The organism is Modestobacter sp. SYSU DS0290 (assembly GCF_054050955.1).
The window spans coordinates 45,724-72,184 of record NZ_JBJHAI010000017.1 but is presented as its reverse complement, the minus strand read 5'-3'; the positions used below and the strand labels follow the sequence as shown (position 1 = coordinate 72,184).

Below are 26,461 nucleotides of genomic sequence, written 5' to 3'. Positions count from 1 at the left end.
GCACCCGTCCCCGGGGGGTCCCCGCCGGGCTCAGCCCAGCTCGACGATGCTGCGGGTGACGCCGGCCTGCTCGGTGAGCACCTCGCCGATGTGCTGCTGGGTCTCGTTGATCCGGCCGACGATCTCCCGGATCGAGGAGAGCGCGCCGACGACGTTCTGCACATCGGCCTGGATGGTGGTCACCCGGCTGCTGACCTCCTTGGTGGCCTGCGCGGTCTCCCGGGCGAGCTCCTTGACCTCACCGGCCACGACCGCGAAGCCCTTGCCCGCGTCGCCGGCCCGGGCGGCCTCGATGGTGGCGTTGAGGGCGAGCAGGTTGGTCTGCTCGGCGATCCCGTTGATCACCTTGACCACCTTGTCGATCTCCGCGCTGGACCGGCCGAGCCCGGCGACGAAGTCGCTGGCCTCCTCGGCGACCCGCTGCCCGTCGCCGGCCACCTGGGTGGCCTCGGCGACGTTGCGCTGCACCTCGTCGATGGAGGCGACCATCTCCCGGCCGGCGTCGGCGATCCGCTCGGCGGCGTTGATGCGCTCCATCGTCTGGCCGATCAGGAAGGCGGTGTTGCGCAGCGCGTCCCTGCGGCTGTCGGCCATGATCAGCGTCCGCTTGGCGAAGAAGTCCATCGTGCCGACGACGCGGCCCTCGACCTCGATCGGGAGGCAGACGCCGGACTTCACGCCGGCCGCCCGCGCCGAGGGCGCCCGCACGCAGTCGGTGACCGAGCCGAGGTCCTCCACGAAGACCAGGTCCTGCGCCGCCCAGGTGCGCCCGGCCACCCCGACGCCCCTGGCGAAGCTCGCCGCACGGCTCACCGCGTGGAACTCGGCGCCCAGGTCGCCGGACTCCAGGGACAGCACGAGCGCGTCGCGGTCCTCGTCCACCGTCCAGAAGGAGCCGTAGTGCCAGTCGAACTCGCGGCGGATGGTGTCCAGCGCGGTGGTGATCGCGGTGTCCACGCTGCTCGCCCGGCTCAGCCGGCGCAGCAGGCCGCTGGTGGCCGCGACGTCACCGGCGGCCCGCTCCTGGTCCGCGGCCTCGGCGACCCGGCCGAAGGCCTGGGACACCAGCAGGCCGACCGCCCGCAGCGCGGCCAGCCGCTCCGCGGACGGGCTGAGGGTCTCGGTGGTGAAGAAGTCCATCGTCCCGATCACCTGGCCCTTCCGCGTGATCGGGAAGCAGACGCCGCTGCGGACTCCGGCGCGCTGGGCGGCGGGGGCGCGGACGCAGTCGGTGACCTCGCCGATGTCGGGGACGAACACCAGCTCGCGGCGCTTCCAGGCGCGGCCGGAGAGGCCCACGCCCTCGGTGAAGGACGCCGTCAGGGTCACGTCGCGGAACTCCTGGCCGGCGGTGCCGGACTCCACGGCGAAGCGCAGGGCGTGGTCGCCGGGGGAGATCCGCCAGTAGGAGCCGTAGGCCCAGCCGAAGTCCTCCCGCACGGTGTCCAGTGCGGCCCGGGCGACCTCGTCCTCGGTCGTGGCACCGTCGAGGGCGACCAGCACCCGGGTGACCGCGGTGACGTCCGAGCGCGCCTCTGCCAGCAGGGCCACGGTGTCCTCACCTGCGTCCCGGTTCGCTCCGAACCACATCGTTGCACTCCTGACGCCTTCGGTCACGGGATCGGTCCCATGCCTTCTCGGCAGCATCCGGCGGGAACATGAACGCAGGTGATCAGATTGTGCACCGCGTAACTGACGACGTCGTTCCGGATCCGGCCGGGGGCTACGGTCCCTGCCATGACCGGGTCCCGCAGCGACTGCCTGTTCTGCCGCATGGTGACCGGGGAGATCGCCCCCGACGTCGTCCGGGAGACCGACCGGACGCTGGCCTTCCGGGACATCTCCCCGCAGGCGCCCACCCACGTGCTCGTCGTCCCCCGCGACCACCACCCGACGATCGGCGCGCTGACCGCCGCCGACCCGGCGCTGGCCGCCGAGCTCCTGGCCGCGGCGCAGGCGGTCGCCGTCCAGGAGGGCCTGGCGACGGCGGAGGCCCCCGAGCCGGGCTGGCGGCTGGTGGTCAACAGCGGGCCCGACGGCGGGCAGACCGTGCACCACGTGCACCTGCACGTGCTCGGCGGCCGCGGGCTGGGCTGGCCGCCGGGCTGAGCGCCTGACCGCATGCGAGCCTCGTCGTGGCTCCCCCCGTCGGCCCCGCCGCCCGCGGTGCGGGGACGGGGCCGACGGGGGAGCGGGTCAGGGACGGGTGGCCCGGGTCCGGCCGACCAGCCGCAGACCGGCCACGGCCAGCGGCAGCTGGATCAGCACGAACGCCACCGCAGGGACGGCGTTGCCCGAGGCCGGGGAGAGCGGCAGCAGGGCGGTGCCGGCCACCACGCATGCCAGCGTCCACCAGCCGAGCACGCCGGCCCGGCAGAGTCCGAGCACCACCAGCGGCAGCCCGAGCGCGAGGAGCGGGTCCAGCCCGAAGCACAGCTGCTGCAGCGGCGCGGACAGCACCCGCTCGGAGATGCCGACCGCCTGGTCCAGCGGCAGGGTGCGGGCCAGCTCCATGTGGAACCAGTCGGTGAGCAGCGCACCGGAGGTGCTCAGCAGGCCGAGCGCGCTCAGCAGCGCTCCGACCAGCGTGGGGACCGCGCCGCGGCGGCCGCGGACCAGCAGCGGCAGGGCCAGCGCGCCGACGCCGAGCAGCAGGTTCCCGTAGTGCAGCAGGACGGCCGACAGCTGGGTCAGCGCGGGGTCGCGGCCCAGCGACTCCAGGTAGCTGGCGCGGTCGTCACCGTCGGCGATCGGGCTGGTGAGGATGCCGGCGGCGAACGCGGCGACGCCGGCCGGCAGTGCGCCCCCGGCAAGCCGGGAGAGCACCAACGCGGCCGCTGGCCCCCGGTCGACGGCGGGCGGGGTGGCGGCAGGACTGGCGGTGGTCATGGTCGGGGTTCCTTGTCGATCGAGGTCGTCGGGGACGTCGGGAACAGTGGCCGTCCGGGTGCCTTCGTCGCTGCCTCTCCCGGGCTGGACCCCCGTCCCCCGCGCGGTGGACCACCAGGACCTCGGCTGTCGGCCGTGCGGGGGACCCCGGACGCGACCGCCCGCCCCTACGCTGTGCGCTCCCGACCCACGGCCCCGCCCGGAGGCGCCCGTGCCCGCGTTCCTGCGCACCGTCGCCGTCCCCTGGGCCGGCGCGCTGCTGGTGCTGGTCGTCGGCAGCGTCGAGTTCGCGCTCGACGCCAGCGGCCCGGACCCGGCGGCCAGCGCGTCGGTCCTGCTGTTGATCGCGGCCGCGGGCGCGCTCGCCCCCTGGTCACCGGTCGCTGCCGCCGTCGTGGTGGGGGCCACCTTCCCGGTCGGGTCGGCGCTCGGGCTCGCCGGGCCGAACGGCGCGCAGCTGTTCGCGCTGCTGCTGTCCACCGGTTGGGCGGGCAGCCAGACCCGGCCCGGCCGTTCGTGGGTGGCCCCGGCCGCCGACCAGGTGCTGGCCACTGCCGGCATCCTGCTCTGGGCGGCACCGTCGCAGGCCTGGGAGAACCTCTTCTTCTCGCTGCTGCTGTGGGCCTCGTGGGCGGTCGGTCTGCTGACCCGCCGTTCGCGGGAGCGTGCCGAGCAGTTGGGTCGGCTGGCCGCCCGGCTGGACGCCGAGCGGGAGCGCGCCGAGGCCACCGCGGTCGCCGAGGAGCGCGCCCGGATCGCCCGCGACGTGCACGACTCGGTGGCCCACTCGGTGAGCGTCATGGTGCTGCAGCTCGGCGCGCTGCGGACGACGGTGGAGCCGGGCAGCCGGGTCGCCGAGGTGCTGCAGGGGGTCGAGCGCATCGGCCGGGACGCGGTGGACGAACTGCGGGGGCTGGTCGGGCTGCTTCGTGAGGCGCCCGGCTCCAGCGCCCCACCGTCGCTCGCCCGGGTGCCGGAGCTGCTGGCGGAGGTGCGGGCTGCCGGGCTGCCGGTCTCCCTCACGGTCACCGGGCGGCCCCGGCAGCTGCCGCAGGCGGTCGAGGTCTCCGCCTACCGGGTGCTGCAGGAGGCGCTCTCCAACGTGCTCAGGCACGCCGGCCCGGTGCCGACGGCCGTGTCGCTGCGGCACGACCCGACCGCGCTGGTCCTCCAGGTCGACGACGACGGGGCGCCGACGCCGGTCCCGGTGGGCGCACCGGGAGGGCACGGCCTGCTGGGCGTCCGGGAACGCGTCGCCGTGCTCGGCGGCGCGGTGGAGGCGGGGCCGCGCCCCGAGGGCGGCTTCCGGTTGGTCGCCCGGTTCCCGCTGCGGGGGGTCCGGTGAGTGCGGTGATCAGGGTGGTGCTCGCCGACGACCAGGAGATGGTCCGGGCCGGCCTGCGGATGCTCCTGGACTTCCAGCCCGACCTCGAGGTGGTCGGTGAGGCCGCCGACGGCCTGGCGGTGGTCGACGTGGTGGCCCGCACCGGGCCCGACGTCGTCCTCATGGACGTGCGCATGCCGCGGTGCGACGGGTTGGCGGCCTCCCGGCGGGTGCTGGCCGCGCACCCGGACGTCGCCGTCGTCGTCCTGACCACCTTCGACGAGGACGCCTCGCTCGCCGAGGCGCTCCGGATCGGGGTGCGCGGGTTCCTGCTCAAGACCGCGCCGCCGGAACAGCTGCTGCAGGCGGTCCGCACGGTGGCCGCCGGTCACGGGCTGCTCGACCCCGCCGTGACGCTGCGGGTCATCGCTGCGGGCGCCCGGTCGCCGGCCCCGGACCCTGACGCGGTCGCCCGGCTGGCCACGTTGACCAGCCGCGAGACCGAGGTGCTGCGACTGGTCGCCGAGGGGCTGAGCAACGCCGAGATCGCCGCCCGGCTCTACCTGGGGGAGGCGACGGTGAAGACCTACCTGTCGCGGATGCTCACCAAGCTGGACCTGCGTGACCGGGTCCAGGCGGTCGCCTTCGCCTTCCGCAGCGGCCTGGTGCCGCTGCGCAGTCCGGAGGGTTGAGGCGGTGATCGGACCCCCGTGGCGGCGGACCAGCTCACCCGGGCCGCTCCACGGGTACGCTGGCTCGGGTCACAATCCCGTCGCAGGAAGGCAGGGTCGAGCGTTCTTGCCCGACACCTCACCGGACGTCGCACCGGGGGCCATCGCGTCCTCCCGTGAGCTCTCCGCGCGTGCCGCGGCAGCCGGCGTCCCGGACAGCCCGGCCGTACCGGCCGCCGTCCGCACCTCCATCACCGTTCCCGAGACCGTCTCCATGGTCGCCCTGCTGGGCTCCGCGGACGAGCTGCTCCGCCTGGTCGAGAGCGAGCTCGCCGCCGACGTCCACGTCCGCGGCAACGAGATCGCCGTCACCGGCCAGCCCGCGGACAACGCCTTCGCCGTCCGCGTCTTCGACGAGCTGATCGCCCTGCTGGCCACCGGCCAGGTGCTCCGGCCGGACTCGGTCCGCCGGGTCGTCGCGATGCTCAAGGCCGGCGGCTCCGAGCGCCCGGCCGACGTGCTGAGCCTGGACATCATCAGCCGCCGGGGCCGCACCATCCGGCCCAAGACGCTGAACCAGAAGCGCTACGTCGACGCCATCGACACCCACAGCGTCGTCTTCGGCATCGGCCCGGCCGGCACCGGCAAGACCTATCTGGCGATGGCCAAGGCCGTGCAGGCGCTGCAGACCAAGCAGGTCAACCGGATCATCCTGACCCGGCCGGCGGTCGAGGCCGGCGAGCGGCTGGGCTACCTGCCCGGCTCGCTGTCGGAGAAGATCGACCCGTACCTGCGCCCGCTGTACGACGCACTGCACGACATGGTCGACCCCGAGTCGATCCCGCGGCTCATGCAGTCCGGCACGATCGAGGTCGCGCCGCTGGCCTACATGCGCGGCCGCACGCTGAACGACGCGTTCGTGATCCTCGACGAGGCGCAGAACACCACCGCCGAGCAGATGAAGATGTTCCTGACCCGGCTCGGGTTCGGCTCGAAGATGGTCGTCACCGGCGACGTCACCCAGGTCGACCTGCCCGGCGGCGCGCAGAGCGGCCTGCGCGTGGTCCGCGACATCCTGCAGGGCGTCGAGGACGTGTTCTTCTCCACGCTGAGCAGCACCGACGTGGTGCGCCACCGCCTGGTCGGCGACATCGTCGACGCCTACGAGCGGTGGGACACCGCCCGCCAGACCGCCACCGCGACGGGTGCCGGCCCGTCCCGGGCGGCCCGCCCCCGCCGGCAGCAGGGGAGCTGACCGCGGTGCCCGTCGAGGTCGCCAACGAGTCCGAGATCGCCGTCGACGAGGACGCGCTGGCCGGCGTCTGCCGCTACGTGCTCGACAGCCTGGACGTCAGCCCGCTTGCCGAGTTGTCGGTGCTCTGCGTCGACGTCGACTACATGGCCACCCTGCACGAGCGGTGGATGGGGGAGAAGGGGCCGACCGACGTCCTCGCCTTCCCGATGGACGAGCTGGACACCGGCCGCCCCGACGACCCCGAGCCGGGCCCGGCGCTGCTCGGTGACGTCGTCCTCTGCCCGGCCGTGGCCGTCCGGCAGGCGCGCGCCGCCGGCCACTCGATGGCCGACGAGCTGCTGCTGCTGGCCACCCACGGCGTGCTCCACCTGCTGGGCTACGACCACATGGAGCCCGACGAGGAGAAGGAGATGTTCGGCCTGCAGTCCTCGCTGCTGGAGGGCTGGCGCTCCGTCCCGCGGGAGCCGGTCACGGGTGAACCGGTCACCGGCGAGCCCCAGGAGCCGGGGGTCCGATGAGCGCGACAGCGATCGTCCTGCTGGTGATCGCCGTCCTCCTCGTCCTGCTCGCCGGTGTCTTCGGCGCGCTCGACGCCGCCCTGCAGCGGCTCTCCCCGGCCGGGGTCGACGAGCTCCGTCGCGACGGGGTGAAGCGGGCGGCCGCGCTGTCGGAGGTCATGACGGAGCGGGCCCGCCACGTGGCGTTGCTCCTGCTGCTGCGGATCGTCTGCGAGATGACCGCGGCCGTGGTGGTCGCCGTCGTCCTCTACGACCTGGTCGAGGGCCTGGCCGCCGGGATCGCCAGCGCCGCCGCCGTCATGACCGTGGTCAGCTACGTGCTCGTCGGCGTCGGCCCCCGCACGCTCGGCCGCCAGCACGCCTATCCGATCGGGCTGGCCGCGGCCGGGCCGATCCGGCTCCTGGGCCGGCTGCTGGGCCCGGTGGCCACCCTGCTGATCCTGATCGGCAACGCGATCACCCCCGGGCGCGGCTACCGCGACGGGCCGTTCTCCAGCGAGGTCGAGCTCCGCGAGCTGGTCGACATGGCCGAGGAGCGCGGCGTCGTGGAGGCCGGCGAGCGGAACATGATCCACGGCGTCTTCGAGCTCGGCGACACCATCGCCCGCGAGGTGATGGTGCCCCGCCCCGACGTCGTGTGGATCGAGCGCGGCAAGAACCTGCGCCAGGCGCTGGCGCTGTGCCTGCGCAGCGGCTTCTCCCGGATCCCGGTGATCGGGGAGAACGTCGACGACATCATCGGCGTCGTCTTCCTGAAGGACCTCGTCCGCCGGTCCCAGGGCCTGGCCTCCGGCGACCAGGGTCCGCAGGTCGAGGACCTCATGCGCCCGGCCACCTTCGTGCCGGAGTCCAAGCCGGTCGACGAGCTGCTGCGGGAGATGCAGGCCTCGCGCACCCACATGGCCGTCGTCGTCGACGAGTACGGCGGCTTCGCCGGCCTGGTCACCATCGAGGACATCCTCGAGGAGATCGTCGGCGAGATCGACGACGAGCACGACACCGTGCAGCGCCCGCCCGTCGAGGAGCTCGCGGACGGGGCGGTGCGGATCACCGCGCGGCTGCCGGTCGAGGACCTCGCCGACCTGTTCAAGGTCGAGCTGCCCGACGACGACGGCGTGGAGACCGTGGGCGGGCTGCTCGCCCGGGAGATCGGCATGGTGCCGATCGAGGGGTCGGCCGCCGAGGTGGGCGGGCTGCACCTGCTGGCCGAGAGCACCGGCGGGCGGCGCAACCAGATCGACACCATCCTGGTCAACCGGGTGCCCGAGCCGGGCGCCGACGACGACGCCGAGTCCGATGACGAGGTCGCCGGCACCGCCCGGCAGCCCGAGCCGGCCGCCGCCGAGTCCTGACGGCGTGGAATCCTGACGCCTCGTGAGCGCTGCTGAGCTGGACCCCGAGGACACGAAGCTGATCACCCTGGCCCGCTCCGCGCGCGGCCGCACGGGAGCCGCCGAGGGGGCCGCGGTCCGCGACACCGACGGGCGCACCTACCTCGCGGCCACCGTGACGCTGCCCTCGCTGCAGCTGACCGCGCTGCAGGCCGCCGTCGCCGCGGCCGTCTCCAGCGGCGTCGAGGGGCTGGAGGCCGCGGCCGTGGTCAGCGACGCGGAGACGGTCGAGGCCGCCGGACTGGCCGCGGTGCACGACCTGACCGCGTCCGCGCCGGTGCTGCTGGCCGGCCCCGACGGCGCTGTGAAGGGCTGAGTCCGGGCCCTGGGCTCAGGTCCGCAGCGGGTGGCCGAGGGCGTCGGCGAAGGCCTCGGGGTCGCGGACCCGCACGGTGAAGGCCTCCTCGGTCAGCCCGTCCATGCCCAGGTGCCGGACGCTGACCCGGGTGCGGCCGGGCCACCACCCTCCGCGCCGGCGGGCCTTGGGCCAGCCGGCCGGCGGTGCGCCGACCACGACCTCCTGGACCAGCACCCGCGGGACGACGCGGAAGACCGACACCTGCCGCAGCCCGGCGATGTCGGTGGAGACCCCGGCGTCAGAGACCGTCAGCCGGCCGGTCGAGCCCACGACCACCAGCAGCCCCAGCGCCAGCGCGATCGGCAGCTCCCCGACGACGGCCGAGGTGCCGTCCCGCCAGGCGATGAGCCCGAGCCAGGCGGCGACGGCGAGCGCGGTCAGGCCGAGCACCAGCGGGCCGGCCGGGTCGTACTGCCAGTAGCGCAGCGGGGCGGGGGTGACGGTGACCGAGCGCTTCGGTCCGCGGGCGGCGAAGTAGCCGTAGCTGGTGACCTGCGTGACGTGCCGCTCGCGGTCGCGGGCGGCCGTCACCACGAGTGGCTCACCCTGTTCACGTCGGGACCGGGGGGACATGTGCCCATGATCGCAGCCGTCCGCACCGGGCTGTCGGTGCGCAGTGGGACACTGACCGGCGTGACCGACACCGACCAGCCGCCCTACCGCAGCGGCTTCGCCTGCCTGGTGGGCCGGCCCAACGCCGGCAAGACCACGCTGACGAACGCGCTGGTGGGGGAGAAGGTCGGCATCGTCAGCAACCGGCCGCAGACCACCCGGCACGCCATCCGCGGGGTCGTGCACCGGCCCGGCGGGCAGCTCGTCCTCGTCGACACCCCCGGCCTGCACAAGCCCAAGAGCCTGCTGGGCAAGCGGCTCAACGACGTCGTCCGCGACACCCTGTCCGAGGTCGACGTCATCGTCTTCTGCATCCCGGCCGACCAGCCCGTCGGCGCCGGTGACGCGTTCATCGCCCGGCAGCTCAAGGAGGTCACCACCCCGATCGTGCTGGTGGTGACCAAGACCGACGCGGCCAGCAAGAAGCAGGTCACCGAGCAGCTGGTGGCCGCCAGCAAGCTCGTCGAGGCCCGCGAGATCGTGCCGGTCAGCGCCGTCGCCGGCGACCAGGTCGAGCTGCTGGAGGACCTGCTGGTCGGCCTGCTGCCCGAGGGGCCGCCGATGTACCCCGACGAGCAGACCACCGACGAGGACGTCGAGCGGCAGATCGCCGAGCTGGTGCGCGAGGCCGCGCTGGAGAAGGTGCGCCAGGAGGTGCCGCACTCCCTCGCCGTCACCGTCGAGGAGATCCTGCGCAAGCCCGACCCGCGCGACCCGGAGGCGGTGTTCACCGAGATCCACGCGCTGCTGCACATCGAGCGCCCCAGCCAGAAGCCGATGCTGCTGGGCAAGGGCGGGCAGACGATCAAGGCGATCGGCAGCGAGGCCCGGGTCGGGCTGGAGACGCTGCTGGGCGGCCGGGTGCACCTCGACCTGCACGTCACGGTGCTGGGGGAGTGGCAGGACGACCCGAAGAAGCTGAACAGGCTCGGGTACTGAGGCGGCGGGGAGTGAGCATCGCAGGGAGCGCCAGCGACCGAGGAGCGGAGCGATCCGGCGCCGGGGGGTGCAGCTGTTGAGCACGACGCCGCAGTCGCTCTACCGCGACGAGGGGATCGTGCTGCGCACCCAGAAGCTGGGTGAGGCCGACCGGATCGTCACCGTGCTCACCCGGCGCACCGGCAAGGTGCGCGCGGTGGCCAAGGGCGTGCGCCGCACGAAGAGCAAGTTCGGCGCCCGGCTGGAGCCGTTCAGCCACGTCGACCTGCAGCTGTACACCGGCCGGAACCTCGACGTGGTCAGCCAGGCCGAGTCGATCCGCGCCTACGGGCCGGCGGTCGTCGGCGACTACCGCGCCTACACCGCCGGGACGGCGGTGCTGGAGACCGCCGACCGGCTGACGGTGGAGGAGAAGGAGCCCGCGCTGCGGATGTTCCTGCTCGTCGTCGGCGCCCTGCGCACCCTGGCGGAGGGCGCCAAGCCGGCACCGCTGGTCCTCGACGCGTTCCTGCTGCGCGCCATGTCGGTGGCCGGCTGGGAGCCCGCGCTGGGTGACTGCGCGCGCTGCGGCGAGGAGGGTCCGCACCGCCACTTCTCCGTCCCGGCCGGGGGCACGGTCTGCCCGTCCTGCCGCCCCACCGGCTCGGCGATGCCCAGCCCGGTGACCGTCGAGCTGCTGGAGGCGTTGTTGACCGGCGACTGGGGGCGGGCCGAGGCCAGCCAGGGCATCAACCGGCGCGAGGGCAGCGGTCTGGTCGCGGCGATGCTGCAGTGGCACCTGGAGCGCGGGCTGCGCTCGCTGCCGCTGGTCGACCGCACCGAGGCCCCCCGCCCCGCTGTGGCCCCCGCCGAGGTGGCGCCGTGACGCGCGCGGTGAAGGCGCCGAACCCGCACCCGTCGGGCGCCACCCCGCCGGCCATCCCGGCCGACAAGGTGCCCGGCCACGTCGCCATCGTGATGGACGGCAACGGCCGCTGGGCGAAGCAGCGCGGTCTGCCACGCACCGCCGGGCACGAGGCGGGGGAGTCCTCGCTGTTCGACTGCGTGGAGGGCGCGATCGAGCTGGGCATCACCGCGATCAGCGCCTACGCCTTCTCCACCGAGAACTGGCGCCGCAGCCCGGACGAGGTCCGATTCCTGATGGGCTTCAACCGGGACGTGATCCGGCGCCGCCGCGACGAGATGCACGAACTCGGCGTGCGGGTGCGCTGGGCCGGCCGCCGCCCGCGGCTGTGGCGCTCGGTGATCAAGGAGCTGGAGATCGCCGAGGAGCTGACGAAGGACAACGACGTCCTCACCCTCACCATGTGCGTCAACTACGGCGGCCGGGCGGAGATAGCGGACGCCGCCGCCGCGATCGCCCGCGAGGTCGCCGCCGGCCGGATCAACCCGGACAAGGTCGACGAGGAGACCGTCGCCCGGTTCCTCGACGAGCCGGACATGCCCGACGTCGACCTGTTCGTGCGCAGCTCCGGGGAGAACCGCACCAGCAACTTCCTGCTGTGGCAGTCGGCCTACGCCGAGCTGGTCTTCCTGGACACGCTGTGGCCGGACTTCGACCGCCGGCACCTGTGGCAGGCCTGCGAGGAGTACGCCAGCCGCCAACGCCGCTTCGGCTCCGCCTGACGAGGGAAGTGCGTCGCCGGATGCGGTCGCCACATCTAGGGTCGCGCTCGTGTCCGATCCCGTCGCCGCCAACCGGGCCAACTGGGACGAGCGGGTGCCTGCCCACCTGGTGGCTTACGGGGTGGAGCAGTTCATCGCGTCGCCCCACCAGCTGAGCGACGTCGTCCGGGAGGACCTGCGTCTGCTCGGGCCGCACCTGCCGGGCGGGACGCCGGACGGCCTGACGCTGGCGCACCTGCAGTGCCACATCGGCACCGACACACTCTCCTGGGCGCGCCTGGGGGCGCGGGTGACCGGCATCGACTTCTCCCCGGCCGCCACCGCGGCCGCACGGCAGATCGCCGCACGGGCCGGGCTGGCGGCCACCTTCGTCGACAGCGACGTGGCCGGTGCCGCGGATGCGGTCGGCGGTGCGCAGTTCGACGTCGTCTACACCGGCATCGGGGCGCTGACCTGGCTGCCCGACCTCCGGTCCTGGGCGGCGACCGTCGCCCACCTGCTGCGCCCCGGTGGCGTCTTCTTCGTCCGCGACGGGCACCCGTTGCTGACCGCCGTGCGCAGCGACGCGACCGGCGGCTCCCTCGCGCTGGAGGGCCCGTACTTCGGCACCGGGGCGCCGCTGCGCGATGACGGCGGGGCGACCTACGCCGACGACGAGGTGCGCCTGGCCAACGCGGTCACCTACCAGTGGCCGTACTCGATCGCCGACGTCCTGCAGTCGCTGCTGGGTGCGGGGCTGCGGCTGACGTCCTTCGCCGAGCACCGTTCGGTCCCGTGGCGGGCGCTGCCCTCGCTCGTCCCCGGTGCGGGCGGTTGGGTCCTGCCCGACCGCCCGGAGCGGTTACCGCTGACCTTCTCGCTGACCGCGACGGCGCCCTGAGGTCAGCTCGAGGTCAGGCGCGGCCGGCGGCCCGGCACTCGGCGCAGGTGCCCATGATCTCCAGGGTGTGGCTGACGTCGGAGAAGCCGTGCTCGCCGGCGACCCGGTCGGCCCACTGCTCCACCGCCGGCCCGGCGACCTCCACGGTGCGCCCGCACGACCGGCAGACCAGGTGGTGGTGGTGCTGGGTGCTGCAGCGCCGGTACAGCGCCTCACCGGTGTCGGTGCGGATGGAGTCGAGCTCGCCGTCGTCGGCCAGGGCCTGCACGGCGCGGTAGACCGTGGACAGCCCCACCGTGTCACCGGCGGTGCGCAGCCGGGCGTGCACCTCCTGGGCGCTGTGGAAGCCGTTCAGGCTGTCGAAGACGGCGGCGACGGCGGCGCGCTGGCGGGTGGTGCGGGCCATCAGGCGTTCTCCTCCGCGGCACCGCGGTGCGCGGCGTGGGCGATCGCGTCCCGCACGATGTGCGCCACGTGCCCGTCGACGAGCCGGTAGTCGACCTCCCGGTGCCGGCGCACGCCGGTGACCAGACCGGCACCGCGCAGCACGCGCAGGTGCTGGGAGACCAGCGGCTGGGGCACGCCGAGGGCGTCGACCAGCTGGTGCACGCAGCGGGTGCCGTGCTCGTCGAGCAGCGCGACGATGGCCAGCCGGAGCGGGAACGCCAGCGCGGTGAGCAGCTCGCTGGCGGCCAGCACGTCGGCGGGGATGGTCCGGCTGGGGGTGGTGACGGCCGCGGACATGACATCATCCTCCATGCACATGAGAACGGTTGTCAAACACAGGAGGCCGCGGTGTTCGCCGTCACCCGGTTGCGCGCCCGTGCCGACGACGTGCCGGCGCTGGTCGTCGCCGCGACCGACCTGCTGACCGCGCTGCGCGCCCGACCCGGCTTCCGGGACGGCGCGGTGGGCCGGGCGGCCGACGACCCGGAGCTGTTGGCGCTCTGGACGGCGTGGGACGGGGTCGGCACCTACCGCCGGGCGCTGGCCGCCCCCGAGGTGAAGCTGGCCGGCGCGCCGGTGTGGGTGCACGCCCTCGACGAGCCCGGCGCCTACCTCACCGACTGAGCCGGTGCCCTGCCGGGCCACGGCGCCGCGATCAGTCGGTGCCGGACTCCATCGCGGCCCGGTCGAGCAGCTCGTCGTTGGGGGAGACCTGGCCGCGCGAGGCGATGGCCTCGGCGCCGCCCTCCTGCGAGGCGTCGATCAGCCCGGTGGACGCCGCCTGTGCCGCACCGATGGACGTCGGGGTGGCGCCACCGACCATGCCCATCCGGGCGTACTGCTCCAGCTTCGCGCGGGAGTCGGCGATGTCCAGGTTCCGCATGGTCAGCTGGCCGATCCGGTCGACCGGGCCGAACGCGGAGTCGACCGTGCGCTCCATGGAGAGCTTGTCGGGGTGGTAGCTGAACGCCGGCCCCGTGGTGTCCAGGACCGAGTAGTCCTCGCCGCGCCGCAGCCGCAGCGTCACCTCGCCGGTGACGGCCATGCCGACCCAGCGCTGGAGCGACTCGCGCAGCATCATCGCCTGCGGGTCCAGCCAGCGGCCCTCGTACATCAGCCGGCCCAGCCGCCGTCCCTCGCTGTGGTAGGTGGCGAGGGTGTCCTCGTTGTGGATGGCGTTGACCAGCCGCTCGTAGGCGATGTGCAGCAGGGCCATGCCGGGCGCTTCGTAGATGCCGCGGCTCTTGGCCTCGATGATCCGGTTCTCGATCTGGTCGGACATGCCCAGCCCGTGCCGGCCGCCGATGGCGTTGGCCTCCAGCACCAGGTCGACGGCGGAGGCGAACTCCTTGCCGTTGATGCTGACCGGGCGGCCGTACTGGAAGCCGACCGTGACGTCCTCGGTGGCGATCTCCACCGCCGGGTCCCAGAACTTCACGCCCATGATCGGCTCGACGGTCTCGATGCCGGTGTCCAGGTGCTCCAGGGTCTTGGCCTCGTGCGTGGCGCCCCAGATGTTGGCGTCGGTGGAGTAGGCCTTCTCCGCGCTGTCCCGGTAGGGGAGGCCGTGGGCGACCAGCCACTCCGACATCTCCTTGCGCCCGCCGAGCTCGGTGACGAAGTCGGCGTCCAGCCAGGGCTTGTAGATGCGCAGCCCCGGGTTGGCGAGCAGGCCGTAGCGGTAGAACCGCTCGATGTCGTTGCCCTTGTAGGTGGAGCCGTCGCCCCAGATCTGGACGTCGTCCTCGAGCATCGCGCGCACCAGCAGGGTGCCGGTCACCGCGCGGCCCAGCGGGGTGGTGTTGAAGTAGCTGCGGCCGCCGGAGCGGATGTGAAATGCGCCGCAGGTCAGCGCGGCCAGGCCCTCCTCGACCAGGGCGGCCTTGCAGTCGACCAGCCGGGCGATCTCCGCGCCGTAGGCGGTGGCGCGGCCGGGCACCGAGCCGATGTCGGGCTCGTCGGCCTGGCCGATGTCGGCGGTGTAGGTGCAGGGGACCGCACCCTTGTCGCGCATCCACGCGACCGCCACGGAGGTGTCGAGGCCGCCGGAGAAGGCGATCCCGACGCGGTCGCCGACGGGCAGGGAGGTGAGCACCTTGGACACGGGTAAGAGTATGCACAGTCATGTATGGCCATGCAAAGGCGGGGGGGTTGTCCCGTGCCGTGACCTCAGGCCCCGGAGGCGGTGTCGTCCAGCTCCCGGCGGAGCGCCTCCATCGTCCGCGCGGCCCGCGCCCGGGCCTCGCCGTCGTCGGTCGCGCGGACGGCGTCGACCTCGCGCCGGGCGGTCGACGCCAGATCGTGGACGGCGGCAGGCGCGCCCCCGACGGTGTCCAGCCGCAGCCGCCAGGCGCGCAGCTCCAGCGAGGACACGGTGGTGAACAAGAGTGCATCCAGCGTCGGCCCGCCACTGGGCTCGTGCCGGGTGGCGCGGTCCAGCTCGACCTCCAGCTCGGCCAGGCCCCGGTCGAGCTCGGCCCGGTGGGCGGCCCAGACGGTCGCGTCGGTCGGCCCGCACTGCGTGTGCACGCGCCGCAGCCGGTCGCGCAGACCGCCCAGGGCGGTGCGGACCGGGCCGGCCACCTCGGGATGGCCGTCGCACAGGCGGTCGGTGACGGTCTGCAGGTGGGCGTCGACCTCGGAGGCCCGGACCTCCGACGTCGTGCCGGCCGGGGTGTCGGTCATGTCGGGCAGGCTAGGGGGACCGGGCCCGACCGCCCACCGTCGTCCGGTGAACACCCGGTGTCCGCCGCCCGCGGTCGTCGCCTGCTGGTCGCCCGCACGGGCCGACTAACGTCTAGGGGTCACCCCGCCGACCGCCAGCCGGATGGAGCCCTCGTGCCCAGCGACGCCCAGACTCCCCGTACCGCCGACCCCGCCCGCCTGGACAAGGTGGTCAACCTCTGCAAGCGCCGGGGGATCGTCTTCCCGTCCGGGGAGATCTACGGCGGCACCCGCTCCGCCTGGGACTACGGCCCGCTGGGCGTGGAGCTCAAGGAGAACATCAAGAAGCAGTGGTGGCGCACCGTCGTCCAGGGCCGGGACGACGTCGTGGGCCTGGACTCCTCGGTCATCCTGCCCCGCCAGGTGTGGGTCGCCTCCGGTCACGTCGGGGTGTTCACCGACCCGCTGACCGAGTGCCAGAACTGCCACAAGCGGTTCCGCGCCGACCACCTCGAAGAGGCCTACGAGGAGAAGAAGGGCCGGCTGCCGGCGAACGGCCTGGCCGACATCACCTGCCCGAACTGCGGCGTCACCGGTTCCTGGACCGAGCCGCGCGACTTCAACATGATGCTGAAGACGCACCTCGGCCCGGTCGAGGACGAGTCGGGGCTGCACTACCTGCGCCCGGAGACCGCGCAGGGCATCTTCGTCAGCTTCGCCAACGTCATGGGCGCGGCGCGGAAGAAGCCGCCGTTCGGCATCGGCCAGATCGGCAAGTCCTTCCGCAACGAGATCACCCCGGGCAACTTCATCTTCCGGACCCGTGAGTTCGAGCAGATGGAGATGGAGTTCTTCGTCCAGCCCGGCACCGACGCCGAGTGGCACCAGTACTGGATCGACGAGCGCACCCGCTGGTACACCGACCTGGGCATCTCCCCGGACAACCTGCGGCACTACGAGCACCCGAAGGAGAAGCTGAGCCACTACTCGACGCGCACCGTCGACATCGAGTACCGGTTCGGCTTCCAGGGCTCGGAGTGGGGCGAGCTGGAGGGGATCGCCAACCGCACCGACTTCGACCTGAAGACCCACTCGGAGCACTCCGGCTCGGACCTGTCCTACTTCGACCAGGCCGCCAACGAGCGCTGGACGCCGTACGTCATCGAGCCGGCCGCCGGCCTGACGCGCTCGCTGATGGCGTTCCTGGTCGACGCCTACACCGAGGACGAGGCGCCCAACGCCAAGGGCGGCATCGACACTCGCACGGTGCTCAAGCTCGACCCGCGGCTGGCGCCGGTGAAGGCCGCCGTCCTGCCGCTGTCGCGCAACGCCGACCTCTCGCCCAAGGCGCGCGACCTCGCCGCCGAGCTGCGGAAGAACTGGAACGTCGACTTCGACGACGCCGGCGCCATCGGCCGCCGCTACCGCCGGCAGGACGAGGTCGGCACCCCGTTCTGCATCACCGTCGACTTCGACACCCTGGAGGACGACGCGGTGACCATCCGGGAGCGCGACGCGATGACCCAGGAGCGGGTGGCGCTGGACCAGGTCGTCTCCTACCTCGGCGCCCGCCTCCCCGGCTGCTGAGCTCCAGGTCGGTCTCCCGGGTTGAGCCGGTCCACCTGACGTCCAGCCGCGCCACGGCACGGCTGGACGTCAGGTCGGCCGGCTCAACTCGCATCGAGGCGGTCGTCGATACGGGCCAACCACCCGTCCTCGACGGCGAGCTCGCCGCGGACCCGTCCCTCCGCGCGCGGCACCGCGGTGAACCCGCGGGTGCGCGGACCGTCGCTCGCGAGCAGCCGTCGCGTCCGGGTGGCGAGGTCCTCCCGTCCGGCGCCGAGGTCGTCCATGACGACCCGGAGGAACCGGATGCCCAGCGCACGCAGCAGGTCCTCGCACCGCTTCTCCCGCCACAGCTCCTCCTCGGGGGTGCGGCCGTAGCCCGGTGACCGGTACTTGACCCGCCCGTCGAACTCCACCGCGACGGCGGCGTCCGGGTACCAGCCGTCCACGACCTTCAGCAGGCGGCCCTCGACCCACAGCTCCACCTGCGGCACGAACGGGGGCAACCGGAGCGCGGCGAAGCTCAGCCGTCCGTGGGTCTCGAGCCACGACTCCGCCCGGCCGTCCGCGAGCGCCACCGCACGGACCGAGCGAGGGGACCCGGGAACGCACAGCTGGTGGTCCAGCACGCGGGTCAGCTCGATGCGGTCGGTCAGCCCGCGCACCAGCGCGGCATCGACCGCGGCGACCGCGTGCACCTCCGGCCACGACCGGGCGAGGTCGACGACGGTGCGTGCCGCGGTGGTCACCCGGTAGGCCCCGCGAGAGGTGATCTCGTCGTCCGGGAGGGCGGCGTGGGTCATCAGCCAGCCCTGTCCGCGGCGCCACCGGTGCGGATCGGTCAGGTGCACCGTGGGTGGGGTCGCCCTGGGCCGGGGCAGGCCCCACACCCAGGCTGCCGTCGCCCCGCTGAGGACAGCAGAGGGGCGCGCCAGGCCGGTGGTGACCGCCAGCGCGTCCAGTCCGGGCCGGCGCCCGGTCCGCTCGATCTCCGCGAGGTCGGCGGCGGTGACGAAGACCCCTGTCCGCAGGCGCACCCACGTGCCCGTGCGGACGGCGGTGCGGATCTCGCGTTCACCCACACCCTGCTCGGCCAGCTCCGCCGTCGTGAAGATGCCCAGCCGGCGGCGCGCGGGTTCGTCGACGGCCCGGGGGACGGAGAGGGGGACGGCCACGGGCCGACCGTGCCCGGTGGTCACCGGCCGGGGGAGGGGAACGGGGCGGCTGTGGATCGGCCCCTCGGCCGGGGACGGCGGCGCCTCCCGTACGCGGCTGGGTGCTAACGCTGTCCGTGGACCGGGTTGAGCCGGCCGGCCTGACGCTGAGCCGTGCCGTGGCACGGCTGGACGTCAGGTGGCCCGGCTCAACCCGCGGCGTCGTTGTCGAGTCGTGAGCACGGGCACACAGCCGGTGCACCTACCCTGGACGTCGTGACCAGCGGGACGCTCGAGCGGACGACGGCGCTGCCGCCGCTGCGGCTGGGCCCGCTGACCGTCGACCCCGCCGTGGTGCTGGCGCCGATGGCCGGCATCACCAACCCGGCGTTCCGCACGCTGTGCCGCGAGTTCGGGGCGGGCCTCTACGTCTGCGAGATGATCACCACGCGGGCGCTGGTCGAGCGCAGTGCGAAGACGCTGCAGATGGTCCAGGCGGCGCCCGGTGAGACCGATGCGTTCAGCGTCCAGCTCTACGGCGTCGACCCGGCGACGGTCGGCCGCGCGGTGGAGATGCTGGTCGACGAGCACGTCGCCGGCGCCCGCCCGGCGCACATCGACCTCAACTTCGGCTGCCCGGTGCCCAAGGTGACCCGCAAGGGCGGCGGCTCCGCGCTGCCGTGGCGCCGCACCCTGCTCCGGAACATCGTCCGGGCCGCCGTCACAGCCGCCGGCGACGTGCCGGTGACGGTGAAGACCCGGATCGGGATCGACGCCGACCACGTCACCTACCTCGACGCCGGGCGGATCGCCCAGGACGAGGGCGCCGCCGGGATCACCCTGCACGGGCGCACCGCCGACCAGCTCTACAGCGGCACCGCCGACTGGGCGCCGATCGCCCGGCTGGTGCAGACCCTCGACATCCCGGTGCTCGGCAACGGCGACCTCTGGGAGGCCGACGACGCGCTGCGCATGGTCGCCGAGACCGGGTGCGCCGGCGTCGTCGTCGGGCGCGGCTGCCTGGGGCGCCCGTGGCTGTTCGGCGACCTGGCCGCGGCCTTCGCTGGCTCCCCGCAGCGCGCGCTGCCCACGCTGCGGGAGGTGGCCGCGGTCATGCACCGGCACGCCACCCTGCTGGCGGCCGACCAGGGCGAGCTGTGGGGCTGCACCGACTTCCGCAAGCACGTCGCCTGGTACCTCAAGGGGTTCAGCGTGGGCTCCGACGTCCGCCGTGCGCTGGCGATGGTGTCGAGCCTGGACGAGCTGGCCGAGCTGCTCGGCCGGATCCCCGACCAGCCCTACCCGCAGGCGGTGCTCGGCGCCCCGCGCGGGCGCACCACCCCGCCGCGGCCGGTGGCGCTGCCGGAGGGCTGGCTGGCCGACCGGGACGACCCGACCCCGCCGTCCGGCGCGGAGCTGACGGTGAGCGGCGGATGACCACCGGTCCCTTCCTCTACGACGACGGCCCGGCGCCGCTGCACACCGGCACGCCGCGCCGGCGCACCGGCCTGCTGCTGGGCCTGCTGGTCGGCACCGTGCTGGTGGCCGTCGCGATGGTCGCGGCGATGGGCGTGTTCAAGGGCTCGCCGGACGAGCAGGCCACCGAGGTCGCCACGGTCTTCATCCGCGCGCTGGACGCCGGCGACCTCCCCACCGCCTACGACCTGGTCTGCGACGACGTGCGGGCCCGGGTGCTCGCCCCCGACCTCGCCGACACGTACCTGCGGCCCGGCACCCCGGAGGTCACCGGGGCCACCGCGGACGTGGTCGACGGCGACCCGGTGCAGCTGGTCGACGTCCGCTGGGACGACGACGGCGCGGTCTCCCGGACCCAGCTCACCGTCGTCCCCGAGGGCGGCACGAAGGTGTGCGGCACCCGGACGCTGGACTGAGCGGGCACGTCGCCGTCCGGTCGGCTGCCTGTCAGCGCCGCGTGGTACCCATGACGGGTGGCAGCGTTCGCGGGCCGGCTGGCCGTCCGGGTGATCGGGGCTGCGGTCGCCGCCTCGGTGCTGCTGGTGGGCTCGACGGCGCTGGCGATCTGGTGGACCGCCCGGCAGGACGCCCGGCCGGCGTCGGACGCGATCGTGGTGCTCGGCTCGGCGCAGTACAACGGCGTCCCGTCCTCGATCTTCGAAGCGCGGCTGGAGCACGCCCGTGAGCTCTACGAGGAGGGCGTGGCCCCGGTGATCGTGACCGTGGGCGGCCGCGCCGAGGGCGACGAGTTCTCCGAGGCCGAGGCCGGTCGCGACTACCTGGCCGAGAACGGCGTCCCGCGGGACGCGCTGCTGGCCGTGCAGGAGGGCGTCGACACGCTGCAGAGCGTCCGGGCGGTCGCCGCGGAGTTCGCCGACCGAGGCTGGGGGAACGCCGTGCTGGTCAGCGATCCGTGGCACGCCATGCGCGCCGAGCGGATGGCCGAGGACGCCGGCCTGGACGCCACGAGCTCGCCCACCCGCCAGGGTCCGGCCGTGCAGACCCGCACCACCCAGTTCCGTTACATCCTCCGGGAGACCGCCGCGTACCTGCTCTACCGCGCGACCGGTGAGAGCGTCGCCGGCGCCCCGGGCATCGGCTGAGAGGGAGGACGAGCCATGGCCGGTCGCGGACGCATCCGGGCCGCCGACATCGCGCTGGTCCGGGAGCGGGCGAAGATCGACGAGATCGTCGGCGAGCACCTGCAGCTCAAGCGCGCCGGCGGCGGCAGCCTGAAGGGGCTGTGCCCGTTCCACGACGAGAAGTCGCCGTCCTTCCACGTGACCCCGTCGCGGAACCTGTTCCACTGCTTCGGGTGCGGGGCGGGCGGCGACGTCATCCGGTTCATCCAGGACATCGACCACCTCTCCTTCACCGAGGCCGTCGAGCTGCTGGCCGGCCGGGCCAACGTGGAGCTGCACTACGAGGACGACGGCGGCCGGCCCACCGGTGGGCCCGACCGGGCCGCGGCCGGGCAGCGGGCCCGGCTGGTGTCGGCCAACGCCGAGGCGGCGCGGTGGTACGCGGAGCAGCTGATGACCCCGGAGGCGGCGCCGGCCCGGCAGTTCCTCGCCGAGCGCGGCTTCGACCGGCAGGTCGCCCTGGACTTCGGCTGCGGCTACGCCCCCGGCGGCTGGGACACCCTCACCCGGCACCTGCGCGGCCTGGGGTACTCGCAGGGCGAGCTGGTCACCGCGGGGCTGGCCAAGGAGTCTTCCCGCGGCACCCTGATCGACCGGTTCCACCGCCGGCTGATCTGGCCGATCCGCGACCTCACCAACGACGTCATCGGGTTCGGCGCGCGCAAGCTGATGGACGACGACCCGGGGCCGAAGTACCTGAACACCCCCGAGACGCCGCTGTACAAGAAGAGCTCGGTCCTCTACGGCGTGGAGCGGGCCAAGCGGGACATCGCCCGCAACCACCAGGCCGTCGTCGTCGAGGGCTACACCGACGTGATGGCCTGCCACGTCGCCGGCGTCACCACCGCGGTCGCCTCCTGCGGGACGGCGTTCGGCCCGGAGCACATCAACGTGCTGCGCCGGCTGCTGATGGACCAGGACGAGTTCCGCGGGGAGGTCGTCTACACCTTCGACGGCGACGCGGCCGGTCAGGCGGCGGCGATGAAGTCGTTCAAGGAGGACCAGCGCTTCGTCGCGCAGACCTTCGTCGCCGTCGAGCAGGAGGGCCGCGACCCCTGCGAGCTGCGCCAGGCGCACGGGGACGCCGCGGTGCGCGACCTCATCGCCCGGCGCACCCCGCTGATCGAGTTCGTGCTGCGCACGCATCTGGCCGAGTACGACCTGGACACGGTCGAGGGCCGGGTCGCCGCGCTGGACAAGACCGCCCCGCTGCTGGCCCAGATCAAGGACCACGCGCTGCGGCCGGCCTACGCCCGCCGGCTCGCCGGGCTGCTCGGCCTGCCCGACGAGACCGAGGTGGTGGCCCGGGTGCGCCGCCTGGCCGACGGCGGCGCCGCCCCCGAGCGCGGCCGGGTGCGCACCCCGCGCAAGAGCCCGGACGACGTCGCGGTCGAGGTCGAGCGGGAGGCGGTGAAGGCGGCGCTGCAGTGCCCGGAGATCGCCGGCCCCGAGTTCGACACCGTGCGCGCCGAGGACTTCACCAACCCCGACTACGCCGCCGTGGCCGCCGCGATCGCCGCGGCCGGGGGAGCGGCCGGGGCCACGGTCAGCGGCGCCGCCTGGATCGACCAGGTGGGGGAGCACTGCGACCGGGAGACGGCGCGGGCGATGCTGACCGCGCTGGCGGTCGAGCCGCTGCGGTCGGTGGGGGAGAACGACGTCAGCTACGTCAACGCGCTGATGGCCCGGCTGCAGGAGATCACCACCGTCCGCCAGGTGGCCGCGCTCAAGGGCAAGCTGCAGCGGATGAACCCGGTCGAGGCGGCGGACGAGTACATGAAGGCGTTCAAGCAGCTGATGGACCTCGAGCAGCTGGCGATCTCGCTGCGCAAGCGGGCGGCCGGCGGCCTCACGCCGTGACGCTGCTCGGCGCGCTGCGCGCCCGGTGGGCCCGCCCGCCGGAGCCGGTGCGGGCGGTGGTCGCCGCCTCGCCGGACCCGGACGAGCGGGTGCTCGCCTGGGGTGCGCTGGTGGCCGGCGGCTGGCTGGTGGCCACGTCCCGAGGGCTGCGGGTGGTGCCGGCCGACCTGGCGCTGCCCGACGCCGCGGCGGTGCCGGTGCTGCGCTGGCACGAGGTGGGGACGGCGCGGTGGACCGCGGCGGGCGCCGGGGGCAGCTTCCTGGTCACGCCGCTCAGCCAGGTCGAGCCCGGGGTGCAGGCCCGGGGGCCGCAGCAGCGGTACGTGCTGACCGAGGCGGGGGAGCTGCCGGCGGAGGTGCGCAGCCGGGTCGACCGGACGGTGGTGACCAGCCAGCGGCACCCGCTGCCCGGTGGGGGAGCGGTGCTGCTGGTGGCCCGGCGGGTGCCCGGTCAGGCGGCGCGGGAGTGGAGCGTGGTGTTCGACGACGACGCCGACCGCGACGACCCGCAGGCCCGGCAGATCGCCCGGGACCGGCTGGCCGCCGCGGTGGACGGCGACGACCCGACCCGCTGACCGCGGGCCGGGTAGGGGTCAGCGCTGGCCGGTGTCCTGCCCGCTGAGGCTGGCCTTGACCGACTTCACCGCGACGTCGGCCTGGGCCTGGGCCATGCCCGCGACGCTCTGCAGGCGCGGGTCGTCCTTGGCGTGGTTGTAGGCGCGGCGGATCTGCTCGTAGCGCTCACGACCGGCCCGGGCGCCGAGGACGTAGCCGGCACCGAAGCCGGCGAGGAAGGACAGCTTGGCCACGGGGTTCCTCCAGTGATCGGGACGGTCGTGAGGACGCTACCGGCCGGCGCGCCGCGCGACCCGCCGAGAACCCCCTCCCGGCCGAGGCGCCGGGGTGGGGTAGTCTCTTCCAGGCGCACGGGCGACAACCCGTACGTTCCCCCGTAGCTCAATTGGCAGAGCATGCGACTGTTAATCGCAGGGTTACTGGTTCAAGTCCAGTCGGGGGAGCTCTGACCAGGGTTCATGGCTCTGGGGCTTCCAACCAGGCGTCATCAACTTATCGGAAACCGATGAGCGCAGGTGCCGCATGGGACGACCACCGCTGCCGGTGGGCACGTCCGGCAAGATCGGCTTCCTGCTCCTGCCCAGCGGCGAGACCCAGGCCCGCGCCCGCTTCCGCGACTTCGACGACGGCCGCACCCGGCTGGTCTCCAAGACCGGCGCTTCCCGCGCCGCCGCCGGGCGGGCGCTGAAGACCGAGCTGGCCGCCCGCCGCGGCCCCGGTGGAGCCGGGGTGATCACCGCCAGCTCCCGGGTATCCGCGCTCGTGGAGGGGTGGCTCGCCGCCGACCACGGCTGGTCCACCGGCACAGAACGCACCTACCGCTCGGTGATCCGCACCTCGGTGCTCCCCGCTTTCGGCCAGCTGACGCTGCAGAGGGTCACCCCGGGCCGGGTCGGCCGGGCGCTCACCGCGATCGCCAAGACCAGCGGGCCGGGTGCGGCCAAGACCGCCCGGGCCTGCCTGTCCGGCATGTTCTCCCTCGCCATCGACGACGGCGCCATCACTGCCAACCCCGTGCGCGACGCCAGCGTCCGAATCGACACCACCGCCAAGAAGGCACCGCGGGCGCTGACCGCTGAGCAGACCACCCGGCTGGTTGAGCTGTTCCGCGGGACTGCCAGGGCGAACGAGCTGGACGTCGTCGACCTGGTCGACTGGATGCTGGCCACCGGCGCCCGGATCGGGGAGGCGGTGGCGCTGCGGACTGGTGAGACCGCAGGCCGGCCGCTGCTGGACCTGGACGCCGGCACCTGGGAGGTCAACGCCACCGCGGTGCGGGTGCCTAAGCAGGGGATGGTCGTCCAGCCGCGGACCAAGACCGCCGCGGCTGGCGGTTCATTGCGGTACCGGACTTCGCGGTGGAGATGGTGCGCCGCCGGCTGGCGTCACTGCTGCGGCCGGACACCGAACTGGTGTTCCCGACCCCGTTGTCCGGGACGCTGCGCGACCCGACGAACGTCTCCACCGACCTCCGCCAGCTGCTGGACGGCTTCGAGTGCGACGCCTGCGGCGGCACTGGCTTCCAGCGGGGCCCGAGCCGGACGGCAGCTGGCCGCCCGGTCCGCTGCGCCGAGGGGCCGTGGTCGTGGGTCACCTCGCACACCTTCCGCAACACCGTGGCGACTCGATTGGACGAAGCCGGCTTCACCCCGCGCCAGGTGGCCGACCAGCTCGGCCACGCCAACCCCTCGATGACGCTGGACGTCTACTTCGGCCGCCAAGTGGTCAGTGCCGAGGCGGCCCGCGTGCTCGGCCGTTGATCGGGTCGTCTGCTGCGTCGGGCACGCGACCCAATCGACGCCTACTACTGGCGTGACCTCCACCGTTGGTCGGCTGCGGCAGGACGGGCGGAGACGCCGGGTGTCCCAAAGCGGCCCACCATGGGACACGGTCATGCTTCGTGACCCTCCTAACGACGCTGCGCTCCTGCGGGGCTGAACACTGGGCTGGTGACGTGTGTCGGCCAAAGGGAGGAGCACCTTGGGGTTCGAGGATGAGGACGAGGACGGCGTCTCGCTAGACGTCCTGCTGGGAATGACATACCAATTGCTTCGCGATAGTGGCGACGAGCAAGCGGCGCTGCTGGTGCTCGATGTGGAGAGCCTGCGATTGGACTTCTTAAGAAGTGAGCCTGACTCGACCTCAGTCTTTGGCGCGCGATCCGTAATCGGCGCCGTACTGGACGTTGAGCCTTACCTAGTCGAAAGGTTCACGCCGGAGGTGCGCGAGCGGATCTGGGCCAAACTGGGCTACGTCCTTCGGCGTCATCACCGATCCGCCGACGAAATAGCCGTGCAGGAGGCCCTGCCAGAGGTTCCTGTTGACTGGCGTGACAGGGGCGAGCGAGATTTCACTGCCGAACGAGCTACCAACCATGCTCGCCGGGAGCGGCGAGACGCCGCCAACCCGGTTTACGATGGGCTGACATTCGGCAGCCTCGCCGAGATCGCCGTATACAAGTCGCTGGTCACGCTACAGCAGGCGGCCCATGAGGCACGAGCATTCGCCATCGTTCCTCTGCCTACCGTGCGGCTGCAGCGCATGGGCCAGCGGACCCCGGACTTCCTGATCGTTGGCAACGGCCGGGCGCTTGTGATTGAGGTAGATGGGCCTCATCACGGCAACAGTCGCCGTTACGCCGACGATCGAACGAAGGACCTTCATTGGGAGCGCTGCGGCGTTCGTACCTTCCGGCTAACCGTGGAGCAGACAGCCGAAGATGCCTCCCTCGGACCGCTACTTCGGGAGGCCCTGGTCCGCGAGCTCTACCGCTAAGGCCTCGTTCGGGCTGCCCCTGTCCCTTAAGCCGCCTACTGGGCTGTCTCCCTGAGCGACCCATTCAAGGAAACGTAGCGACTATGCGGGAGGCTGTCGGTGACGGCACCCACGAAGAGGAGTGCTCATGATCCAACTGTTGTGGCACGTTTGGCGCACCGGGCACCGGTCGTGGTGGCGCGAGAAGATGATCTGGTCTGGCGAAAACGGGACCGTCTACTTCTGCGATTGCGGCGAGCAATTCTGGCCACTCACGAATGAGGGGCCCTACCCCGACTGGCGTGACAACCCAGTCAAGAGGAAGCGGCCCGACTGACCGTCTGACCGTCTGACTTCGA

29 protein-coding genes, 1 tRNA gene and 1 pseudogene are annotated in these 26,461 nt (G+C 73.3%); 22 read left to right on the top strand and 9 right to left on the bottom strand.

All coding sequences use genetic code 11. The features are described 5' to 3' along the window. Nucleotides 1-30: 30 nt before the first annotated feature. Nucleotides 31-1,551 (bottom strand): GAF domain-containing protein, encoded by a 1,521-nt coding sequence (locus ACI795_RS14565; RefSeq protein WP_457076257.1) that lies wholly within the window; start codon nt 1,549-1,551, stop codon nt 31-33. Nucleotides 1,552-1,737: 186 nt separating this feature from the next. On the opposite strand from ACI795_RS14565, the gene ACI795_RS14560 reads away from it, so the two are divergent. Next, on the top strand, nt 1,738-2,109 hold the full coding sequence (locus tag ACI795_RS14560) for an HIT domain-containing protein (RefSeq protein WP_457076256.1): 372 nt from the start codon (nt 1,738-1,740) through the stop codon (nt 2,107-2,109). 87 nt (nt 2,110-2,196) lie between these two features. On the opposite strand, the gene ACI795_RS14555 is transcribed toward ACI795_RS14560, so the two are convergent. Next, a complete protein-coding gene (locus ACI795_RS14555) occupies nt 2,197-2,889 on the bottom strand; it encodes a hypothetical protein (RefSeq protein WP_457076255.1) in 693 nt (230 codons plus the stop codon). A 211-nt stretch (nt 2,890-3,100) separates the two neighbouring features. Here ACI795_RS14555 and ACI795_RS14550 point away from each other — a divergent pair, with 211 nt between their 5' ends. The 6 genes from ACI795_RS14550 to ACI795_RS14525 all read left to right on the top strand — a co-directional run bounded on the left by ACI795_RS14550 (nt 3,101) and on the right by ACI795_RS14525 (nt 8,364). Further along, on the top strand, nt 3,101-4,234 hold the full coding sequence (locus ACI795_RS14550; RefSeq protein ID WP_457076254.1) for a sensor histidine kinase: 1,134 nt from the start codon (nt 3,101-3,103) through the stop codon (nt 4,232-4,234). A 5-nt stretch (nt 4,235-4,239) separates the two neighbouring features. Continuing rightward, complete coding sequence (locus ACI795_RS14545; RefSeq protein WP_457076253.1) at nt 4,240-4,905, top strand: response regulator; 666 nt, start codon at nt 4,240-4,242, stop codon at nt 4,903-4,905. A gap of 106 nt (nt 4,906-5,011) precedes the next feature. Beyond that, entirely contained in the window at nt 5,012-6,139 is a 1,128-nt protein-coding gene (locus tag ACI795_RS14540) for a PhoH family protein (protein ID WP_457076252.1), read from the top strand. A 5-nt stretch (nt 6,140-6,144) separates the two neighbouring features. Then, complete coding sequence (gene ybeY, locus ACI795_RS14535) at nt 6,145-6,657, top strand: rRNA maturation RNase YbeY (RefSeq protein ID WP_457076251.1); 513 nt, start codon at nt 6,145-6,147, stop codon at nt 6,655-6,657. Beyond that, nucleotides 6,654-8,009, top strand: coding sequence for a hemolysin family protein (locus tag ACI795_RS14530; protein WP_457076250.1), 1,356 nt, complete (start codon nt 6,654-6,656; stop codon nt 8,007-8,009). The genes ybeY and ACI795_RS14530 overlap by 4 nt, the downstream gene beginning before the upstream one ends. 22 nt (nt 8,010-8,031) lie before the next feature. After that, complete coding sequence (locus tag ACI795_RS14525) at nt 8,032-8,364, top strand: cytidine deaminase (protein WP_457076248.1); 333 nt, start codon at nt 8,032-8,034, stop codon at nt 8,362-8,364. A 15-nt stretch (nt 8,365-8,379) separates the two neighbouring features. On the opposite strand, the gene ACI795_RS14520 is transcribed toward ACI795_RS14525, so the two are convergent. After that, entirely contained in the window at nt 8,380-8,940 is a 561-nt protein-coding gene (locus ACI795_RS14520; RefSeq protein ID WP_457076247.1) for a hypothetical protein, read from the bottom strand. A 45-nt stretch (nt 8,941-8,985) separates the two neighbouring features. Here ACI795_RS14520 and era point away from each other — a divergent pair, with 45 nt between their 5' ends. From era to ACI795_RS14500, 4 genes are all read left to right on the top strand, one after another. Continuing rightward, nucleotides 8,986-9,957: a GTPase Era gene (gene era, locus ACI795_RS14515; protein WP_457076246.1), complete on the top strand. Its 972-nt coding sequence runs from the start codon at nt 8,986-8,988 to the stop codon at nt 9,955-9,957. A gap of 76 nt (nt 9,958-10,033) precedes the next feature. Next, nucleotides 10,034-10,822: a DNA repair protein RecO gene (recO, locus tag ACI795_RS14510; protein WP_457076245.1), complete on the top strand. Its 789-nt coding sequence runs from the start codon at nt 10,034-10,036 to the stop codon at nt 10,820-10,822. Continuing rightward, nucleotides 10,819-11,583 (top strand): isoprenyl transferase, encoded by a 765-nt coding sequence (locus ACI795_RS14505; protein WP_457076244.1) that lies wholly within the window; start codon nt 10,819-10,821, stop codon nt 11,581-11,583. The genes recO and ACI795_RS14505 overlap by 4 nt, the downstream gene beginning before the upstream one ends. Nucleotides 11,584-11,632: 49 nt before the next feature. Continuing rightward, entirely contained in the window at nt 11,633-12,463 is an 831-nt protein-coding gene (locus ACI795_RS14500) for a class I SAM-dependent methyltransferase (protein ID WP_457076243.1), read from the top strand. Between the two features lie 13 nt (nt 12,464-12,476). On the opposite strand, the gene ACI795_RS14495 is transcribed toward ACI795_RS14500, so the two are convergent. Further along, nucleotides 12,477-12,869: a Fur family transcriptional regulator gene (locus ACI795_RS14495; RefSeq protein ID WP_457076242.1), complete on the bottom strand. Its 393-nt coding sequence runs from the start codon at nt 12,867-12,869 to the stop codon at nt 12,477-12,479. After that, entirely contained in the window at nt 12,869-13,207 is a 339-nt protein-coding gene (locus ACI795_RS14490; RefSeq protein ID WP_457076240.1) for an ArsR/SmtB family transcription factor, read from the bottom strand. Before ACI795_RS14490 ends, ACI795_RS14495 begins: the two co-directional genes overlap by 1 nt. Before the next feature lie 51 nt (nt 13,208-13,258). On the opposite strand from ACI795_RS14490, the gene ACI795_RS14485 reads away from it, so the two are divergent. After that, the gene (locus ACI795_RS14485; protein WP_457076239.1) at nt 13,259-13,534 is read left to right on the top strand and encodes an antibiotic biosynthesis monooxygenase; all 276 of its coding nucleotides are present in this window, start codon (nt 13,259-13,261) and stop codon (nt 13,532-13,534) included. A gap of 31 nt (nt 13,535-13,565) precedes the next feature. On the opposite strand, the gene argG is transcribed toward ACI795_RS14485, so the two are convergent. Together argG and ACI795_RS14475 are read right to left on the bottom strand one after the other, a co-directional pair. Beyond that, a complete protein-coding gene (gene argG / locus ACI795_RS14480) occupies nt 13,566-15,014 on the bottom strand; it encodes an argininosuccinate synthase (protein ID WP_457076238.1) in 1,449 nt (482 codons plus the stop codon). Nucleotides 15,015-15,079: 65 nt separating this feature from the next. After that, nucleotides 15,080-15,595 carry a hypothetical protein gene (locus tag ACI795_RS14475; RefSeq protein WP_457076237.1) on the bottom strand — a complete coding sequence of 172 codons (516 nt, stop codon included), beginning with the start codon at nt 15,593-15,595 and terminating at the stop codon, nt 15,080-15,082. A gap of 153 nt (nt 15,596-15,748) precedes the next feature. On the opposite strand from ACI795_RS14475, the gene ACI795_RS14470 reads away from it, so the two are divergent. Then, complete coding sequence (locus ACI795_RS14470) at nt 15,749-17,161, top strand: glycine--tRNA ligase (protein ID WP_457076236.1); 1,413 nt, start codon at nt 15,749-15,751, stop codon at nt 17,159-17,161. Between the two features lie 83 nt (nt 17,162-17,244). Here ACI795_RS14470 and ACI795_RS14465 read toward each other — a convergent pair whose 3' ends face one another. Next, nucleotides 17,245-18,315 carry a type IV toxin-antitoxin system AbiEi family antitoxin domain-containing protein gene (locus ACI795_RS14465; protein WP_457076235.1) on the bottom strand — a complete coding sequence of 357 codons (1,071 nt, stop codon included), beginning with the start codon at nt 18,313-18,315 and terminating at the stop codon, nt 17,245-17,247. Nucleotides 18,316-18,570: 255 nt separating this feature from the next. On the opposite strand from ACI795_RS14465, the gene dusB reads away from it, so the two are divergent. The 5 genes from dusB to ACI795_RS14440 are packed head-to-tail and all read left to right on the top strand — an operon-like array spanning nt 18,571 to nt 23,347. Continuing rightward, nucleotides 18,571-19,731 (top strand): tRNA dihydrouridine synthase DusB, encoded by a 1,161-nt coding sequence (gene dusB, locus ACI795_RS14460; protein WP_457076234.1) that lies wholly within the window; start codon nt 18,571-18,573, stop codon nt 19,729-19,731. Further along, nucleotides 19,728-20,186 carry an Rv0361 family membrane protein gene (locus ACI795_RS14455; RefSeq protein WP_457076233.1) on the top strand — a complete coding sequence of 153 codons (459 nt, stop codon included), beginning with the start codon at nt 19,728-19,730 and terminating at the stop codon, nt 20,184-20,186. Before dusB ends, ACI795_RS14455 begins: the two co-directional genes overlap by 4 nt. A 57-nt stretch (nt 20,187-20,243) precedes the next feature. Then, nucleotides 20,244-20,873 (top strand): YdcF family protein, encoded by a 630-nt coding sequence (locus ACI795_RS14450; RefSeq protein WP_457076231.1) that lies wholly within the window; start codon nt 20,244-20,246, stop codon nt 20,871-20,873. Nucleotides 20,874-20,888: 15 nt separating this feature from the next. Beyond that, a complete protein-coding gene (dnaG, locus tag ACI795_RS14445) occupies nt 20,889-22,772 on the top strand; it encodes a DNA primase (RefSeq protein ID WP_457076230.1) in 1,884 nt (627 codons plus the stop codon). Beyond that, nucleotides 22,769-23,347 (top strand): hypothetical protein, encoded by a 579-nt coding sequence (locus ACI795_RS14440; RefSeq protein ID WP_457076229.1) that lies wholly within the window; start codon nt 22,769-22,771, stop codon nt 23,345-23,347. Before dnaG ends, ACI795_RS14440 begins: the two co-directional genes overlap by 4 nt. Before the next feature lie 18 nt (nt 23,348-23,365). Here the strand turns inward: ACI795_RS14440 and ACI795_RS14435 are convergent, their stop codons facing one another. Then, nucleotides 23,366-23,581: a hypothetical protein gene (locus ACI795_RS14435; protein WP_457076228.1), complete on the bottom strand. Its 216-nt coding sequence runs from the start codon at nt 23,579-23,581 to the stop codon at nt 23,366-23,368. Nucleotides 23,582-23,718: 137 nt separating this feature from the next. On the opposite strand from ACI795_RS14435, the gene ACI795_RS14430 reads away from it, so the two are divergent. The 4 genes and pseudogenes from ACI795_RS14430 (at nt 23,719) to ACI795_RS14415 (ending at nt 26,123) form a co-directional block, all read left to right on the top strand. Beyond that, nucleotides 23,719-23,791, top strand: a tRNA-Asn gene (locus ACI795_RS14430). A 79-nt stretch (nt 23,792-23,870) separates the two neighbouring features. Continuing rightward, nucleotides 23,871-24,359, top strand: a pseudogene (locus tag ACI795_RS14425) (phage integrase central domain-containing protein); the annotation flags it as partial. A gap of 353 nt (nt 24,360-24,712) precedes the next feature. Further along, nucleotides 24,713-25,108 carry a tyrosine-type recombinase/integrase gene (locus ACI795_RS14420; RefSeq protein ID WP_457076285.1) on the top strand — a complete coding sequence of 132 codons (396 nt, stop codon included), beginning with the start codon at nt 24,713-24,715 and terminating at the stop codon, nt 25,106-25,108. Nucleotides 25,109-25,328: 220 nt separating this feature from the next. Next, entirely contained in the window at nt 25,329-26,123 is a 795-nt protein-coding gene (locus tag ACI795_RS14415) for a hypothetical protein (RefSeq protein ID WP_457076227.1), read from the top strand. The last annotated feature ends 338 nt before the right edge of the window (nt 26,124-26,461 follow it).